Genomic DNA, 18,234 nt, shown 5'->3' on the forward strand with positions numbered 1-18,234 from the left:
GCTTATTAATCCTACGTAGTCGTTTTACAGGTGATTTTGCGGGTGCGAATTGTACATTATTTATTAGATAGCTGAAACTATAAAACCCACATCAATTAGGCATGGTCATCACAACATAATTGGTATATTCTTTGGTTGTAACCACATGAAAGCTAAGGAGTTGTAATGCTTAAAGGAAGAAAGCTAATAGAATTATCTTATGATGTTCAAACTGGCTTAGGTAATACTGATGTACCTGATTTTGATGCACTTCGCACAATGGGAATGGCTGCAACATTAGCTATTCACCTAAGAGGATTGCCTGAAATAAATTATGAACTACTGAGAAAGGTTAGTGACCATTATTTTAATATTCCATCATATGCACTAAAAGAAGCAGTTAGCATTCTTGGTGAAGTTGAATTTATCCGAATTATCAAGAAAGGCACTACAATAAAGTCTATTGTCCCTGACATCCCCCATTTTAAGGACCTATATGAAGGTGTAGGCGACTACTTTTCGTTTACAGAGCTTAATGAACATGAACAAGGCACTCTGTTAATACTGTCTCAACTTCAAAATAAGCCTGAAAACAAGCACAGAATCCAACACGCAACAGGAATAGAAAGCTCCCTATTAGAAAGGTGTATGCAAATTGGTACACATGGGCATTATTTCAAAGAATTTAGAGCGCGTGGTAAAGATATTATAGTAAGTCCGTTTTATTTTGCAGATAACCTCGATGAACTTGCTGATATGACTGCAAAATCAGGCTCTAGTGATATTAAAGTTGTACTAGATATAATCAAAAACAATCAAGGTTGGCCACTTTCACTAATTGAAAAAAGGCTAGAACTAGGCGGAACCAAGTTAACTACTACGCAGAAAACATTGCTAGTACAATTATGCTCAGAAGGCATACTTAAGCCACCTTCTATCGAATTTAACGGAACAAAAGAAACATTTATTTTCACTCCTCGCCCTGGTCAAACTAAACTTGATGCAAGTAATCGTGAAATATATGAACGCGCAATGGCGCTAGTATCATGTGTTCGTAAAGGTCAATTATTAGCTGAGCAATACAGAATAAGAATGCCCGTTAGAATTCTTGAGACATTGAGGGATAAAGGTTTTATAGGCTCAAATTCAGAAGCTGCAAACCAATATCGAAATTTGGTATTCCTTAAAGTTGGTCACCTTGTTCCCACTACTGGTGATCGCTGCCAATTTACTTTGATTAGAAACGAAGAAAATACAGAAGCGTTAAACTTAGCTATAAGCCTTTTGCGAACAGGAGAGCTGGCAAATATGGATGTAAACCAAGAAGCGAGATTGGCTTTATCTAAGGATGAAAAATATATCCAATCTATAATCTCTTCTGCCGAATTAAAGAAAAGAGAACAGATAACGTTTGATGCAGATGCTGTTGAACAATATGAGCAATTACTACTGGCATACGAATAATTATGGGATTTTTAGACAAAGATACATACCAAAAAGAAAAAGCTATTCGCTTTTGCTTGGTCAATAATTTAATACCGTTCCTCGAAGTAAATGTTCAAAATTATAGAGAGTTATCTGATACTGCGACTTTAATTACAGATATTGATGTTTTAGGTGTTAAAGTTGACTCTACGGGTCAGCCCAAAAGAGTAGTCTTTGACTGCAAGACTTTGGGAAAAACAAGCCCTATAAATAGAGCGTTTTGGGCTTCAGGGTTAATGAATTTTGCCGCATGCTCAGAAGCTTTCATTATATTGAAAAAAAAAGCTTCTGAAGCACATAGATTATCAGCTAAACAAATTGATGTTCACTTGTTCGATGATAAACAATTTGATAATTACGCTAACTCTTGCAGTATTGATTACAACATTGACTACGCCTACTCAACAGATATTAATAACTGGGCTAAGCAATTAAATAGTGTAAAAGGTAATGATAAACTTGAGCAATTCTTAAACTTCTTAAATAGCGACATTCCTTTAGAGACAGACTGTGTACGTGCATTAAGGCGTTTTCTTTCTGCTTTGCAAAAAATCAAAGGAGAACTAGACCCTGCTAAGCCTAAACATCAATCTTTTTTCTATTGCGCGTTAAGTGTTTTTACATATTTAATGGCTCAGATTGTCCACGACCTTAGGAATATTGTAGATTTTGATGCTTCAGAGAAAACATTTGAAAAGTTGTTAAAATATTATATTTGGGGTGGCAAGAATAGCTTCAATCACAAAAAAAGCATGACTGAGCTATTTAGCTCTCAAAACGAAGCCTCAACCAATAGTGAACCAACGTTGAAAGAATGGCCTGAATTTATTGAGTTAACACGAAAGCTGATGGACTCGCCTGCAAGTATACAAGAATGCATACACCCAATTAGAGAACTATCATTTAGGGCTATTGTAGACAAAACATCCTCTAAAGAGATTAATTTATCAGAATCAATAAATTCAAACTCAAGGATATTTCAGTTTACCTATTTAATGGCTAGATATCTCGTTAATTCAGCACAGCTTCCGTCTGACTTTACTTCGATGATTGATAATGCATTTGCGGAAATAAGAGAACTGTAATTAGGTTGCCCCCAAATCCTGCCGACTATACATTGTGCTTAATTTAACTAAGATTAAGTACGATGTATGTTAGAAAACCTATCAAGTAACACGATTAAGCAGGTTCGTAATACGAATAACCCATGACCTTTCCCCTGAATTAGTACCGCTTCTTCAATGAGATAATTCATATTAAGCAGCCCGTTTCGCGAACTCAACAGGTGATAAATAATTCAGTGAGCTATGCGGTCGAACATGGTTATAGTGCTCACGCCATTTATCGATTTCATACCTAGCTTTTTCCATCGTTCTGAACCAATGCTGGTTCAAGCATTCATTTCTGAACTTGCCATTTAAGCTTTCCACAAAGGCATTTTGAGTAGGTTTTCCAGGCTGAATAAAGCTAAGTTTCACATGACTTTCCTTCGACCAGAAGAACATCGCTTTACTCGTAAACTCAGTGCCGTTATCACAAACGATTGAGCCAGGCCTTGCTCGCATATCTATTAGCTGAGATAAGAAACGAGCGACTTGTCTGCCACTAATTGAAACACAAACAAGCTGACCAACCATTTCTCTTGAGTAATCATCAACAACATTAAGTGTTCTAAATCGTCTACCGTTTGCCAACTGATCGGATACGAAGTCCATCGACCAACGCTGATTTAACGTTGATGGCACCTCCATGGGCAGTCGAGGCCGCTGTATTTTCTTGCGCTTTTTTGTACGAACTTGCAGACCTTCTTCGGTGTAAATTCGATAAGTTTGTTTCTTGTTTTTAACTAAACCTTCAGCTCTAAGTAACCCGTGCAGCATAAGATATCCATAGCGAGGATATTCTGCTGCCAAAGCCCTTAGACGCTCTCTTATGACAGTGTCAGCCTTCTTTCTTGGACGATATCGAAATGCAGTGCGACTGACACTTGATAGTTGGCAAGCCACTCGTTCACTGAGGTTAAACAGTTCGATTAAATGACTCGCTACCCGCTTTCTATCCGAAGGCTTTACCACTTTTTTGAAAGTACATCCTTCATTCCTTCTACTTCAAGCAGCTTTTCCGCTAATAGCCGTTTGAGCTTATTGTTTTCAGCTTCAAGCGCTTTAAGACGTTTTGCTTCATTGACTTCAAGGCCTGCATATTTGCTACGCCAGTTATAAAACGTACCAGTAGATATGCCCATTTCTCGGCAAATATCGTCAACTTTAGTGCCTGCTTCATGCTGTTTGATGGCTCGAATGATTTGTTCTTCGGTGTAACGTTTTTTCATTTTGAGATCTCCACTGTCTCCAGTTTATTGGAAATCTCATCAAAGTCATGGTCTTAATTTCGGGGGAAAGGTCACATATATTCAGAAAACGGTATCCATAAATGCAAACGAATTAAGAGTGGTATTACTGGTATGCAATACAACCAATCACTCGTATAAGTAAGCGAATTAAAATATTCCAACACTTCACCTGTAGGGATTCCAATGAAATAGCAATAAACCAAAAGAACAAGTAAAAAATAAATTAGTATAGGTAATACAATCATATTCTTAGTTACTTTTTTATTTTGATTGTTGTAGAAAAAAAGTAGTTAAGCTCACAATTATTCTAGTGCTTGATTAACCTATCACTAGATTACAGAGTTAGTTACAAGTCTTATATAACTTCTTTTGACGGTGAGTTGATTATGAAATAAGGGGAGAGAATTTTGCGCTGTACAGTAACGCTAGATTTACCTTAGGCACCCAAGGCTAACAAAACCGATGCGAGAGCCCTGTGTTTGGCTGTGGTCAACTTCACTGGCTTGTTCAGCAATTACTTGGTTGGGGGTATCTAGCGTAGTGGTTTGCTTGATATCAGTTTGAACAGTCGGTGCTGGATTATTCGGATCGAATTGTTCAACAGTCATAGTGTGCCCTTATGTGTCGAAGTCTTAGTGATACAGAGATTTTAGGGCGCGGATTATACAGTAATCCATGACTAATATATACCAAGATAACCATTACTAATTTTGATCATCACAACGCAACCCTATGTCTCAATTGACAAGCCTTAGCAGACTCAGTAACGTCACACACAAATAATTATCATCCTCTTACTGAGCAACAAGTGACCATAATGAATTATCAATACCTAACCTTCACTATCGAAGATCGCCTTGCCACTATTACCTTAAATCGCCCAAAAGCCGGTAATACACTTAACCTCGAGTTTTCTAAAGAACTTGAAGATGTGACTCGCCTTTGCCAGATAAACAAAGACATTGGCGCAGTGTTGATTAATGCCAATGGCCCGTTGTTCTGTGGTGGTGGCGATCTCGATTATATGGTGAATGGCGAAGATAACGTTGAGCTAGCATTGAAAAAGTTAGCCGACAGCCTACACGTTGGTTTTGCCAGTATTGCTCGCATCAATGTGCCAGTGGTTGCAGCGGTTAATGGCGCTGCGGCAGGTATTGGTTTGAGCCTAGCATTAATTGCTGACATCACCATTGCGTCTGAAAAAGCGGTTTTCGTACCTGCTTATACGGCGATTGGTGTTAGCCCGGATGGTGGCCTTACTCATATGCTACCACGCATTATCGGCAAAAAACGTGCGCAAGAAATGTTGTTATGTAATCGTAAACTATCGGCCCAAGAGGCTGAAAGCTGGGGCATGATTAATCAAGTAACTAACCCAGATGAATTAGCCGACGTCGCACTGAAAACTGCGAGCCAACTTGCGCAAGGACCAACGTTAGCACTAGCGAGCATTAAGTCACTGTTAAATGCTAGCAGCACGCAAACCATGGAATCTCAAATGCATTTAGAAGGCATTGCGTTAGCCGCAAACTCTGTGACTGAAGACGGCCAAGCCGGTATTACCGCATTCTTGAATAAAACCAAACCTGAATTTAAAGGCCGCTAATAACAACGGAAAATATTTAAGTTTTAGGTACTTGCGCTATGGTTGAACTTTCGGGTTCGACCATATGCAAGTGCACATCTTGCTGTGGGAATGGAATGCTAATGCCCTCACGATCAAATCGCAGTTTAACCTCTTTAGTAATATCCCAATAAACATCCCAGTAAAAGTCTGTTTTCACCCACGGTCTTACAATAAAATCAACAGACGAGGTGTTTAAGGTATTCACCTTAATGATAGTTTCCGGCGATTTAAGCACGTTCGCGTGGCTGGCCACAATTTCCGTCAATATTTGTTCAGCCTTTAATAAATCGTCTTTGTAGCCAATACCAAATACCATATCAACGCGGCGAATGCGCTCTTGTGTCACATTCTTGATCACATCACCCCAAATTTTACTGTTTGGAATAATAATGATTTGATTGTCGAAAGTGCGTATTGTGGTATTCACTAAGCTCATATGGCTAACCTTGCCATTAACGCCACCTGCATAGACAAAGTCACCTTCGTCAAAAGGTTTGTAGATTAACAGCATCATGCCAGAAGCCAAATTCGACAAGGTATCTTGCAGCGCAAAACCAATAATAATACTGGCAATACCAAAACCTGCTAACACAGGGGTAATATCAATACCAATTTGTGACAGGCCAATCATAATGCCGATAATTAATACCACCTTACCAGACATATTGACGAAAAAGTCTTTCATTAATCGCGACATGTTGACTTGCTTTGCACTGGTCGCGCGATTAACTGCAACTGCTGTTAGTTTGGCGAGTTTACTGGCAATAAATACAATAAAAGCGAAAATAAGTAGCTTAAACAGATACTGCACACCATTGTTCATCAGCCAATTAACAAATTTTTCTCCCAAGTTTGCGAAAATACCGCCTAGCACTTTGAAATCGAGAATTTCGTAGGTCAGCTCCCCCGTAGATTCAAACATTAGCTGCTGATACTGCGAGGTTTCTATACCGGCATTTTTCGCCAATTTGATCATCGCTTTAAGACTTTTTAGTGCAATGGTTAATCGCTGCGATACCGCCAGTAATGACACTTCAAGGTTTGCTTTTTCCGATAGTGGGCTCGCTGAAATTTGCTGTTGCAGCACTTGGCGTTGACGGTGGTAGTAATTAATTGATGCCGCGAGCATTCTAATTCTACCTTGCAGTTTTACATTGAAGTTTCCCTGCGCATTCACAGTCGCAACTTTTAACGCATTTAACCAACTAATGTTTTCCGCACTCCACTGATAAATAAGATCAATCAATGCTTGCAGCTCACCAAAACTGTTCAGCACGAGTAATCTTTGCTCAGCAGGAGCATTGCTTAGATTTTCAGAAACATCTTGTGTTTTGGTATTCAGAAAATTAATCGCACTTTCAACGTATTGGACTTGGCTTCTAACAAGCTCTTGAAGTGCATCTATGGGAATAGTTTCACTTTTTATCGCTTCGTCAATATCGCGCCTTAATTCAAGATTCTTATGAAACAACTGCAATTGAATAGCACTAAAGTCATCTCCTTTTGCTTGACCTAAGCTTTCTGTTAAGGCGATCAGTTCGGCTTTCAGCGCTTCAATTTCAAGCGCTAACTTGGTCGACTGTACTGGTGTTTTTGACTGCTGCAAAGAATCAGCGGGAAGCTCACTCTCTTGCTCGGTTAGCGGTTCGCTAGACTGTTCGTTTGTCTTTTCAATAGTTTGTGAATTTGTTTGTTCAAGGGGGATTGCAAGTGCATGAGTGGTTAGCATAAGCATGCTAAAAGCAAGCGTGGACGCCATTAGGAAGCGCATTGACCTAGTGATAATTACGTTAAACAGCATAAGCCCTGCCCTAATTAATTTTTTTCTTATCAGCCCATTGAATAGGTAACTGATTAAAATCTTTATTATTAGTAGTCTAGGACATGATCTGGGTAATTTAGCTAAGCGCGCAATTTTAATCGCTGAAAACCAAGAATAATCTTCGCAATAAAGGACTGAGAAAGTAGCGCTTAACTAAGTATTAAAAATGTGAAGTGCCTAATTACAGCATAAGTACAGTGTCAAGCTTAGGCACTGTGTGGTAATGTTAAAGACAAGGGCTTAGTTGATAAATCATTAAGATAGGTTATCAACCGAGCTAACGATCCCTTGCATACCAGCATTAATTTCTTTAAATACACCGTCAACTTGCGCAATTAGCGCTGCGCCAGCTTCTGACTTTTCTTGTGTTAATTGAATATCTTCATTAAGTGATGTTGTCATTGTTTGGTTGTTTTTTACAACCTCAGAAATTTCCGCTGTAGAAGCGCTTGTTCTCGCCGCTAAACTTCTTACTTCATCAGCAACTACCGCAAAACCTCGCCCCATTTCACCAGCTCGCGCCGCTTCAATGGCAGCGTTTAGCGCAAGTAAGTTGGTTTGATCGGCAATGGATGAAATAGTATTGACGATATCGCTAATTTTGTCTGACTGATTCGCCAATCCAGTAATATTAGCTGCTAAATTTTCAACGTTTCCGGTAATTTCATCCATGATGTTCACCGAATCATTTAACACTTCTTTCGCCACTTCAGAGACTTGTTCAGTTTCCACAACAGTTGATTGCACCGCTTCTGACGCATTTTTCAGGTTAGCAACTCGTGCGGTAATATCAGACGCAAACTTAACAATTCGAACTAGCTTACCCGTATTGTCAAAAATAGGGTTGTAACTCGCCTCCAACCAAACCACATCGCCATTGGCTGTGCGACGCTCAAACATGCCTTGAACAAACTGACCACTGTTGAGCTTTCGCCAAAACTCAGCACACTCAGGGCTTGAAGTAAGTTCTTTTGAGCAAAAAATCTTATGATGCTTGCCTTTTATTTCATCCAAACTGTATTGCATGGCTTGCAAAAAGTTGTCATTCGCTTCGAGAATGGTGCCATCAAGTGCAAAGGATATTGTCGCAGTGGAGCGATCCAAGGCTGAAAGCACGCCATTTTGCGTGTCCGCTCGTTCAACGAACTCTGTGATATCAGACGCAATTTTAACGATTGAATCAACCTGACCTTGCTCGCCTTTTACTGGAATATAACTGGCCTCTAGCCAGACTTCTTGATTGTTCTTAGTAATTCGCTTGAATTTATCGGTAAATGACTGACCTTGCGATAACTTTTGCCAAAAGCTTTGATAGTCACTGGATTGACTATAAGCCCGATCGCAGAATATGCGGTGGTGTTTGCCGAGCACTTCATTGCGGGTATATCCAACAACATTTAGAAAGTTTTCGTTAACATCAATGATGGTGCCATCATGCTTGAACTCTATAAACGCTGTTGAGCCTTTAATGCTATCCAGTACATTTCTTGCCTTTAAATCTTCCTGATTCTGAGGAGCTATCTCTTGTTCAACTTTTTTAAACTTAGAAAATAGATTCATGTAATTCCCCTAGAACGAATAAAGCGGTATAAGAAGTATTGCAGTAAATAGCATTACTGGTTGAAAAATGACCGCGGGATTCTCTACTGGAAATGTTACAAATTTATGACAAAGCAGAGTATTTAGCAGTGGTCAAACCAATGAAGAGTCCTATACAACATTTTGCTTGGCCGTTTTCATATGCCTGAATGTATTTGGTTACTTCTTTAGCATTCCAACTAGGTTTATACGCAGGCAGTCAACAATTAGTTCTTTCACCGGGAACAAACTTAGACATTCCTGTGCAAGATATACAAACGCCAGAGGTAGTTAAAGAGTAGCACTGCCTTTATCAGTACTTGGCATCGATACTTAGCTTTTAGGAAAAAAGTACTTTGCTTGTGCCCTATCAATGTGCTCTATCAATGTACTCTGTCAATATAATCCAATGTTTCAGCAGATAAAATTGAGTCGTTATAGTATAGTGCGCGCGCGTTGATAACAGCGCTTAGTTACAGGCAAAACTAGAAGCGAAACCTTGAGTTATGGCCATAGTTTTTGCATTTCAAATTACTTTCGAATGAATTTATCTGGTCGGCTATAGTTTCAATAGCAGACGCTACCATGACGAAAAGAGCTTACATTAATGGACAACATAACTTCTTCTGAGCAACAGCCAGCGATTCCATTTTCCGCTATTGCGATACGCGCATGTAAATTTAGCATTATCATCGGGTCAATTTTAACTATGATAAACCAATGGAATGGCATATTTGGCGATGCCAATATTGCAGTTATTCCTATGCTACTCACCTATTTAGTGCCGTTTTGCGTGTCGTCTTACAGCAGTTACCTAAGCGAAGTGTCTTGTCGTAAACGTGAAACCGACATGCGCAATATGCTAGTGAACAAGCAAGCACATAACCAAAGCTTGCAGCAAACAGGTAATAGCATGCATTCCCTTACTCAAACCTTAGTAACCAATGCTACGAACGTGAATGCGGCCTCGAGAAAGCGAGTGCCATTTATTGAGAGCTTGGTAGGCATTATGGCAGATTCAGTAAATCAAAGCCGCAATAGCTGCACCGAATTAACTGATTCTCGTACTCATGTTGCTGAGCTAAAACAAATGTTTACTGCTATTACTGAACATATAGAACAGCTGGTAAACGAAATTAAAGTGAATGCCGATAGCACCATTTCGTTAAAAGCCGAGACTGCAGAGTTTTTAAAAGACTTCAATCAAGTGGTTGAGATGGCCGACACCATTAGTTCACTATCAGAAAAAACCAACTTACTTGCTTTGAATGCATCAATTGAAGCAGCGCGTGCTGGTGAATTAGGGCGAGGTTTTGCAGTCGTCGCAGAAGAAGTAAAAACCTTAGCGAACGCATCGAAAGACAGTGCTAGTGATATTGATCAAGTTTGTCAGGCACTTAGAGTGAAACAACAAGAAATTGAACAGAAATTTGAAGCCTTGGCCAACTCACTATCGCAATCGATGAATTTATCAACCAGTGGTCAGAGCAATTTATCAGGCCAAATGGAGCACGCTCTCTCTGCCATTGAAATTATCAACACGCACTTAACCGATATTATCAGTCAAAACGAACACGCCTGCGATCGCTTTAGTGAAGTTGCAGAGCAAATTGATATGATGAAAGCTGATGCAGAAAAAGCAGTGCAAGGCTCTGCCAACAATATCCAAATTGGTCAGCAAGTACTTGAGCTAATTGATGATGTAAGGGCAGCTTCGTAACTAGCAGCGAGCAGTTTTAAGCTAAATGGAGATTAGCAATAACCTCCATTTAGCGATTTTCGGAATTTTTTAATGCAGCGAAAAATTCTATGAAACGAGAGACCAAAATAGATCTCTCGTTTTTATATATCCTAGCCTTTTAAAAATTTTATTTTGTCGCTCGATATTTTGCCGTAACTTAACCAGACTAGTTGGAAAGATTTTCCACCGCTGTCACTATCCCTGACATACCAGCATTGATTTCTCTAAACACACCATCTACTTGGGTGATTAATGCACTGCCAGCTTCCGATTTTTCTTGCGTTAATTTAATATCTTGCGACAGAGAAGTTGTCATTGTTTGGTTGTTCTTAACCACTTCGGCAATCTCAGCAGTTGATGCACTTGTTCTTGCCGCTAGACTCCTTACTTCGTCGGCCACAACCGCAAAACCGCGCCCTAAATCACCCGCTCTTGCTGCCTCAATCGCGGCATTTAATGCCAGCAAATTGGTTTGGTCGGCAATCGACGAAATGGTGTTAACAATATCGCTGATTTGATCCGATTGATTCGATAACCCTGAAATATTAGTGGCAAGATTTTCAACATTGGCAGTTATTTCATCCATTGTTGCCACAGAATCATCTAGTACGCCTTTTGCTAACTCTGACACTTGCTCAGTTTCTGCAACTGTTGACTGCACGGCTTCTGAGGCATTTTTCACGCTTGCTATGCGATCAGTAATATTTGATGCAAATTTTACTATTCTGATTAGTTTGCCTTGGTTATCAAAAATTGGGTTGTAGCTTGCTTCCAGCCAAACAACATCACCAGCGGCATTGCGACGTTCAAACATACCTTGCACAAACTGCCCACTGTTTAATTGTCGCCATAATTGTGCGTACTCTGGGCTAGCAACAAGCTCTTTCGAACAAAATATTTTGTGATGCTTTCCTTTGATGTCTTGAAGCGAGTATTGAACGGTTTGAAGGAAGTTTTCATTAGCGTCAAGAATGGTGCCATCGAGTGCAAAAGAAATCACCGCACTCGATCTATTTAACGCCGAAACCACACCATTTTGAATGTCTGCTGCCAGCACATAGTCGGTAATATCAGTTGCAATTTTAACAATCGAAATGATCTGGCCATGCTCGTCTTTCACTGGGTTATAGCTAGCTTCTAGCCAAATCGCTTGGTTATCTTTCGTAAAGCGTTGGAATTTATCAGTAAAAGCATGCCCTTGTGCTAGTCTTTCCCAAAAGTTTCTGTACTCACTTGAATTACTATACGCTGGCTCGCAAAAAATTTTGTGATGCTTTCCGACTATATCAGTTAAGCGGTAGCCCGTCGCATTTAAAAAATTACTGTTTGCATCCACTATGGTGCCTTGTGGTGTGAACTCAATATATGCAGTTGAACTCTTGATGCTCTCTAATATATGTCTTGCCTTGATATCGGCTTGTTGCTGAGCAGTCACAGCGTGTTCAATTTTTTTTGTAGTTCTAGGAAAAAAGTTCATACAGATCCTTGATGATAATACTCTCGGGGCGAGCATGAGAAGATACAGACAATTTCACGAAAATTCTTGATATAAATTAAAGATTGCTACCTTTTGCTACAATTTAATTACATTTCGAACACTTTCTGTACCATTAAGTTCAAAAAATGGATTTATGAATAACCAAGAAATAAGCTATTAACCGTCAACTCGATGCCTTTTCCTGTAATTTCGAAATAAAAACGTTGACCGTATCATTTGCTTGCCAGCCATTAAAACCTTGAATATTGACCAATCGGGCAATAATATTTTTGTCTTCTATACTTGCTCCAACCTATTTTCGCGATTGCGTAATAGGCGAAGCTGTATCGTAAAGGAGATTAAAACAAACAAAAATTCAAACAATCGGAGACTAACAATGAAAAAAGTAATGGTTTTTATCGCCAGTATTTTGCTTAGTTGTTCCGCCGTAAGCAAAGATAGATTAGAAGTATTTACAGACTACGACCTAGGTACTGATATATTTTCAATTACAACGGTTAAAATTGACCCAAACATGGAAGATATTTACCTAGCTGGGCTCAATCAGAGTTGGGTAAAGGCAGTAAAAATTCAAAAAGAGCTTGGCTATATTAAAGATTGGCGAATCTACGCCAGCGACTTGCCACAAAGTGGTCATTTCAACATGGTATTAATGGTAGTGTTTGAACAAGCCAATGATATGGAGCCCAACAAAAAACGCTATGATGCCTTTATGAAGAAATGGGGCGAAGCCAATCAGAAAAAATCCCAACAAATTTCCGCTAAATACCCTGAAGTTCGCACACTGACGGGCGAATACCGAATGCGTGAAATTATTATGAAGTAGCGAATTAAAATAAGTTACCAATTTTGGCGATACTTGCTAAGCGCATAAACTTCCCATGTGTCGCCTATCTAATTTATGTACTTCTCACCGAACAAATCGACAACAATTTCTGTACATTAAATAATTTGATGTTCGGCCAGCAGATTTTTATTTAACCAGTTGGTTAGTTTTTGCTTTTCTCATACGATAATTGGTTTTCATGTTTTCTTTAACTGCCGAACAAATTTAACTAGTGAATTAACTAGTGAGCAAGGCGTAAAAGAAGACATGAGAAAATATGAGTACTACTCGATGCATTATTTTAAGTAGGTGTAACCATCTAAACAATATTCATAGAAATCAATCCAGTTAACCCCTTCGCGTGGCTTAATTTGGCCTCGTTGAATTTGTTTATCGATCTCTTTTTTGATCGCCTGCGCCATAATTTCTGGCGTGTATTGCATGGTAGAAAGTACGCCTTTAACTGAGCTACCTTTGACCACTTCTTCAATGTAGAAATCTTTTGGATCGTCATCGTAACTGACAATATGCACTTCGTTTAAACGGCCAAACAAATTGTGCATATCGCCCATTACATCTTGATAGGCGCCAGTTAAGAAAATACCAATAAAGTAATCTTCGTCTTTATTGAGCGAGTGCAGCGGCACGTTGCTAGCAACTGGGTTACCTGTCGCCTCATCACCGATGAATTTGTCAATTTTGCCATCGCTGTCGCAGGTAATATCCACTAGGCTGCACAGCTTAGTAGGTTTTTCTTGATGGCGAGAGATAGGCACAATCGGCAATACTTGATCAATTGCCCAAGAGTCGGCAGCAGATTGGAAAACCGAGAAGTTAGCCAAGTATTGCGACGAGAGCATTTCTGGAATTTCTTTTAGCTCTTCCGGCACAAACTCTTGTTGCTGCGCCAGCACATCAATGGTTTCTAGCGTCCGCCAGTAGATAGTTTCTACTTTCGCCATTTCTTCAAGCGAGAGTACATCGAGTTTAAACGCTTGCATCGCCTGTTCTTTTAACTGAGCAATATCATTAAACGCTTCTTGGTAGTTATCTTGATTCAGGCCTGTTTCAATATCACGCAAATTGGTGACAATTATATGCTCACCCGTTGCTTTGCGTGTGCTGTACTCGGCGCCGCGCGGGTGTATTTCACCAATCACTTTAGTCACCACACACGAGTGATGCGCTGTCATGGCGCGGCCACTTTCGCTCACTAGGTGTGGATGGGCAACGCCAGCTAAGTCACAGCTTTGTTTAAAGCCATAAACGATATCGGCAATATATTCTTCTAAGCCATAGTTACAGGAGGAATCATTGGTTGATTGCGAGCCGTCATAATCAACGGCTAATCCACCACCGACATCAACATATTCCAGTGGCACACCTTGTTTAACAAGACGCGAGTAGACCAAAGACGCTTCTTGCACCGCTTCTTTAATAGCGCGAATATCGGTGAGTTGGCTGCCAATATGAAAATGTAGCAACTTGATGGTATCAGCCATGCCCTCTTGTTCGAGCAAGGTTACGGCATTTAAAATTTCGGCAATGCTTAGGCCAAATTTAGCGCGCTCACCACTTGAGCTTTCCCACTTACCGCGACCTTTCACCATCATTTTTACCCGCAGGCCAATAATAGGTTTAACGCCAAGCTGTTTGGAAAGCTTGATTAACATAGTGAGTTCACTGAACTTCTCAACCACAATCACCATATTGCGATTGATTTTTAGGCCAAGTAAGGCAAGGCGCAGGTATTCTTCGTCTTTGTAACCGTTAAGGATCGTCAGTGAGTTTTTATTGGTATTGTAGGCAAGTGCCGCAATCAGCTCTGGTTTTGAGCCAGCTTCAAGGCCATAGTCAAAACGCGTACCGGCATCGACAATTTCCTCGATGACCTCGCGCATTTGATTCACTTTGACCGGAAATACCCCCATATATCGGCCTTCGTAGTCAGCCTCTTCAATGGTGCTGCGAAACGTGCGATTTAGGCGCTCTACTTGTGAACGTAGTATGTCATGAAAACGAATAACGGCTGGAAATTCAATACCCTCTGTGACCATTTCATCAACGATTTCACGTAAGTTAATTTTTAAATTCGGTTGGTCATAACGTGGCGTTACTTGCAAGTCGCCCTGCTCGCCAATAGCAAAGTAGCCGTTGCCCCAACGGTTTACTCGGTAGGTTTTTTCGGCATCATCAATAGTCCATGCCGCACTGGTATTCGCTAATTCTTGTATTGCTAAATCATCACGGCTCATAAGTTAGCCTCCGCGCCATTTTTAATATGAGCACTAACATCCGAATTTAAACAAAGCAGTAACTCACGTACCACTTTGGCAGCAAACACATCGCTATTACCTGTACTGTCAATTTCAGGAGAAAGTTCAACCACATCGCAGCCAACAAAGTTTTTGCGCTGTAAAATTTTGCACAAGCTAACAAACGAATGAAAGTCTTCCCCGCCCGGCTCAGGAGTGCCAGTGCCAGGGAAAAAGCTGGGGTCAAAATAGTCTAAATCTAGCGTTAGATAAATCGGTCTATCATCGGCTATCGCTTCTACCGCCGACAAAAAGTCTGCACGACTTTGCATAATCGTTTGGTTATCGCGCATCCAATCGTATTCTTCTTTAGTACCTGAGCGAATACCGTACTGAATCAGCTGGTTTTGCTCGGTGAAATGGTCGCTCACTCGGCGAATAATTGAGGCATGTGAATAGTGATAGCCCAAATAGCCATCACGCAAATCAGCGTGGGCGTCTAAGTGCAGTAACACAAGATCAGGGTATTCTTGTAAATAACGAGTGATTGGTGCGTAAGAGATCGAATGCTCACCGCCAAGAGTTAATACTCGTACCTTGTCTTTGGCTAACGAGACATCAGCGAACACGTCATTAAAGGTACTATTCGCTTGTAAGTATTGCGTTTTAATATGCTCGGGATCTGTGTCTTCAGTGATATTTATATCAATAGGTAAGTTGCCTAAGTCACTAAAGCAGTAGTTTTCCAAATCGTCGTCTAAATAAGGCGAGTATGACTCAATGCCATCAGAAACTGCTCGCAGCGCATTGGGGCCATGTTTAGTGCCTTTGCGAAAACATGCCGTGCCATCAAATTCAAAACCAATTAAATGGGTAGTATTTGCATTGATCTCCAACTCAGTAGATGACCATTCAAACGGCACAGGTGCCTTAATTAACGGGGTGTTGATCGTTTTTAAACTACTCACTGATTTTGCCACTGATTTTACCCAAATATTAACTCACAAAATTTTGCGCAATTATGCAAAAATTCCTGAATAAGTATAGTATTTTTTAGTACGCCAAATAGTAGCTAAAATAACAGCCCAATAGCGCCATTTAATGGGCGATAAAACATAGTTGTAAACCACAAAATAATTTGTAAAATACCGCACCATTTTTTTGCGTGTTGCTTTAGAGGGCAAGTCGTGTTTTTTGAAGGTTCAGAAAAAAAAGCCGAAATATTAGTTAACCCCAACACATTAAACTTGTTAATTGATATTGATAATGAATTTTGGGCAGCATTAGTCAATTGCTGTCATGCGCAGATTTTATCAAGCATTGAAAACGAGCACTGCAAGGCATTCTTATTGTCGGAATCCAGCTTGTTTGTTTGGCATGATCGCATGCTTATTCTTACCTGTGGTGTTACCCAGTTAATTAACTCGGTGGATTACTTTGTTAAACACCAAGGCAAAGATGCCATTACGCATCTTATTTACCAGCGTAAAAACGAATATTTTGCGCAGGCGCAGCCAAGCTGTTTTGGTGATGATATTAAGCTGCTCGCCAGTCACTTTCCGGGTAAAGCCTATCGCTTTGGTGAAATGGATAGCCACCATAACTATGTGTTCCATCTCGATAACGATTTTGTTGCCGACAAAAGCGACAAAACCTATGAGCTGCTGGCGTATCAAATTAGTGAACAAGCCTCGCAACATTTAACCCAACCAAATTTATCAGCTGAAGAGATTCGCGCTTATTTAAAAATCGACGAGCTATTACCGGGCTTTGCGATAGATGATTTCGTGTTTGAGCCTTACGGTTATTCACTCAATGCCATTAAAGGCCACGAGTATTTAACCATTCATGTTACGCCCCAAGCGGATAGTAGCTATATCTCGTTTGAATCAAACCTTAATTTGGTGTCACTTGCACCGCAAATTTTAGCGGTATTAGCGCCAGCGTCGTTTGATTTGATGAGCTTTAATGAAGCTGATTTTGCCGAGCAAATTCAGACAGCCATCCCCTCACAATACGTCAGTAAATCGCTGGTGAGTAAAACCTTAACCAATGGCTACCTAGTCAACTTCGCCAACTTTATTTTACCGAGCGAGCAATTTTCAGCGCCAATTGAACTGGATATTTCAGGAGAAAACCATGCACTCTAATTTATGGGTAGAAGAAAAATTTGAAGATTTCTTAGGGCTAAAATTTAAAGTCGAGAAAGTGCTATTTTCTGGCAAAAGTGAGTTCCAAACCGTTGATGTAGTGGAAACTAAAGGCCACGGTAAAATGCTACTAAATGACGGTTTAATCATGGTCACTGAACGTGATGAATTTGCCTACCACGATATGATCACCCATGTACCTTTGTTTGTGCACCCTAACCCGAAAAATGTGCTGGTGATTGGCGGCGGTGATGGTGGTACCGCGCGTGAAGTGATTCGTCATCCATCCGTTGAAAAATGTACTATGGTGGAAATTGACGGCATGGTGGTTGACGCCTGTAAAGCCCATATCCCACAAACTGCTGGTGCATTAGACGATCCACGCATCAACCTAATTATTGGTGATGGCGTTAAGTTCGTACAAGAGACAAATGAAAAGTTCGACGTGATTATTGTCGATAGCACAGATCCTATCGGTCCTGCGCAGCCATTGTTTGGCGAAGCTTTTTACCGCGATGTATTTAGCTGCTTAACCGACGATGGCATTGTCGTTTCGCAAGGTGAGTCCTCATGGTACGCTCTAGAAATTCAACAATCATTGCTGAAAGTGCTAAACGCAGTATTCCCAAATAACTACCTGTACAGCTTTAGCAACCTCACCTATCCAGGCGGTTTGTGGAGCTTTACTTTTGCGTCGAAGAAATACCACCCAGTTAACGACTTTAACCCAGCACGTGTAGCGGAAAGTGGCCTAGATTTTGACTATTACAACGCAGCACTACATAGCGCGGCTTTTGCCTTGCCAAGCTTTGCGCAAAAAGGATTGGCTGGCCTTATTTGCAATGGTAAATAGGGATAATGAGAAATAATCCGCCGCTAGGTATGTATTCACAAGTTAGCTAGCAAATAACGAATAAGGG

14 protein-coding genes are annotated in these 18,234 nt (G+C 40.3%); 7 read left to right on the forward strand and 7 right to left on the reverse strand.

The window, feature by feature from the left end; translation table 11 throughout:
* The first annotated feature begins 165 nt into the window (after positions 1-165).
* Both DXX94_RS04385 and DXX94_RS04390 read left to right on the forward strand, forming a co-directional pair.
* On the forward strand, positions 166-1,443 hold the full coding sequence (locus DXX94_RS04385; protein WP_116014105.1) for a hypothetical protein: 1,278 nt from the start codon (positions 166-168) through the stop codon (positions 1,441-1,443).
* A gap of 2 nt (positions 1,444-1,445) precedes the next feature.
* Positions 1,446-2,549, forward strand: a complete 1,104-nt coding sequence (locus tag DXX94_RS04390) for a hypothetical protein (protein ID WP_116014106.1) — start codon at positions 1,446-1,448, stop codon at positions 2,547-2,549.
* Between the two features lie 171 nt (positions 2,550-2,720).
* Here DXX94_RS04390 and DXX94_RS04395 read toward each other — a convergent pair.
* Together DXX94_RS04395 and DXX94_RS19260 are read right to left on the reverse strand one after the other, a co-directional pair.
* A protein-coding gene (locus tag DXX94_RS04395) for an IS3 family transposase (protein WP_116014108.1) occupies positions 2,721-3,796 on the reverse strand; the annotation gives its coding sequence in 2 pieces (ribosomal slippage) (positions 2,721-3,547 and positions 3,547-3,796; 1,077 coding nt in all).
* A 452-nt stretch (positions 3,797-4,248) separates the two neighbouring features.
* Positions 4,249-4,425: a hypothetical protein gene (locus tag DXX94_RS19260; RefSeq protein ID WP_181901477.1), complete on the reverse strand. Its 177-nt coding sequence runs from the start codon at positions 4,423-4,425 to the stop codon at positions 4,249-4,251.
* 209 nt (positions 4,426-4,634) lie between these two features.
* Between DXX94_RS19260 and DXX94_RS04400 the strand changes: the two genes are divergently transcribed.
* Positions 4,635-5,423, forward strand: a complete 789-nt coding sequence (locus DXX94_RS04400) for an enoyl-CoA hydratase/isomerase family protein (RefSeq protein ID WP_116014109.1) — start codon at positions 4,635-4,637, stop codon at positions 5,421-5,423.
* A 16-nt stretch (positions 5,424-5,439) separates the two neighbouring features.
* Here DXX94_RS04400 and DXX94_RS04405 read toward each other — a convergent pair whose 3' ends face one another.
* Positions 5,440-7,173 (reverse strand): mechanosensitive ion channel family protein, encoded by a 1,734-nt coding sequence (locus DXX94_RS04405; protein ID WP_258872097.1) that lies wholly within the window; start codon positions 7,171-7,173, stop codon positions 5,440-5,442.
* Positions 7,174-7,521: 348 nt separating this feature from the next.
* The gene (locus DXX94_RS19635; protein ID WP_116014111.1) at positions 7,522-8,826 is read right to left on the reverse strand and encodes a methyl-accepting chemotaxis protein; all 1,305 of its coding nucleotides are present in this window, start codon (positions 8,824-8,826) and stop codon (positions 7,522-7,524) included.
* A gap of 625 nt (positions 8,827-9,451) precedes the next feature.
* Here DXX94_RS19635 and DXX94_RS04415 point away from each other — a divergent pair.
* Positions 9,452-10,564, forward strand: a complete 1,113-nt coding sequence (locus DXX94_RS04415) for a methyl-accepting chemotaxis protein (RefSeq protein WP_116014112.1) — start codon at positions 9,452-9,454, stop codon at positions 10,562-10,564.
* Positions 10,565-10,751: 187 nt separating this feature from the next.
* On the opposite strand, the gene DXX94_RS19640 is transcribed toward DXX94_RS04415, so the two are convergent.
* The gene (locus DXX94_RS19640; RefSeq protein WP_116014114.1) at positions 10,752-12,062 is read right to left on the reverse strand and encodes a methyl-accepting chemotaxis protein; all 1,311 of its coding nucleotides are present in this window, start codon (positions 12,060-12,062) and stop codon (positions 10,752-10,754) included.
* 397 nt (positions 12,063-12,459) lie between these two features.
* On the opposite strand from DXX94_RS19640, the gene DXX94_RS04425 reads away from it, so the two are divergent.
* On the forward strand, positions 12,460-12,909 hold the full coding sequence (locus DXX94_RS04425) for a hypothetical protein (protein WP_116014115.1): 450 nt from the start codon (positions 12,460-12,462) through the stop codon (positions 12,907-12,909).
* Positions 12,910-13,205: 296 nt separating this feature from the next.
* Here DXX94_RS04425 and speA read toward each other — a convergent pair whose 3' ends face one another.
* The gene (speA, locus tag DXX94_RS04430) at positions 13,206-15,164 is read right to left on the reverse strand and encodes a biosynthetic arginine decarboxylase (RefSeq protein WP_116014117.1); all 1,959 of its coding nucleotides are present in this window, start codon (positions 15,162-15,164) and stop codon (positions 13,206-13,208) included.
* Positions 15,161-16,132 (reverse strand): agmatinase, encoded by a 972-nt coding sequence (speB, locus tag DXX94_RS04435; protein WP_258872098.1) that lies wholly within the window; start codon positions 16,130-16,132, stop codon positions 15,161-15,163. The genes speA and speB overlap by 4 nt, the downstream gene beginning before the upstream one ends.
* A gap of 219 nt (positions 16,133-16,351) precedes the next feature.
* Between speB and DXX94_RS04440 the strand changes: the two genes are divergently transcribed.
* Together DXX94_RS04440 and speE are read left to right on the forward strand one after the other, a co-directional pair.
* The gene (locus DXX94_RS04440; protein WP_116014118.1) at positions 16,352-17,314 is read left to right on the forward strand and encodes an adenosylmethionine decarboxylase; all 963 of its coding nucleotides are present in this window, start codon (positions 16,352-16,354) and stop codon (positions 17,312-17,314) included.
* Positions 17,304-18,167, forward strand: coding sequence for a polyamine aminopropyltransferase (gene speE / locus DXX94_RS04445; RefSeq protein WP_116014120.1), 864 nt, complete (start codon positions 17,304-17,306; stop codon positions 18,165-18,167). Before DXX94_RS04440 ends, speE begins: the two co-directional genes overlap by 11 nt.
* Positions 18,168-18,234 lie beyond the last annotated feature (67 nt).

This window comes from Thalassotalea euphylliae (assembly GCF_003390375.1).
GTDB classification, from domain to species: domain Bacteria; phylum Pseudomonadota; class Gammaproteobacteria; order Enterobacterales; family Alteromonadaceae; genus Thalassotalea_F; species Thalassotalea_F euphylliae_A.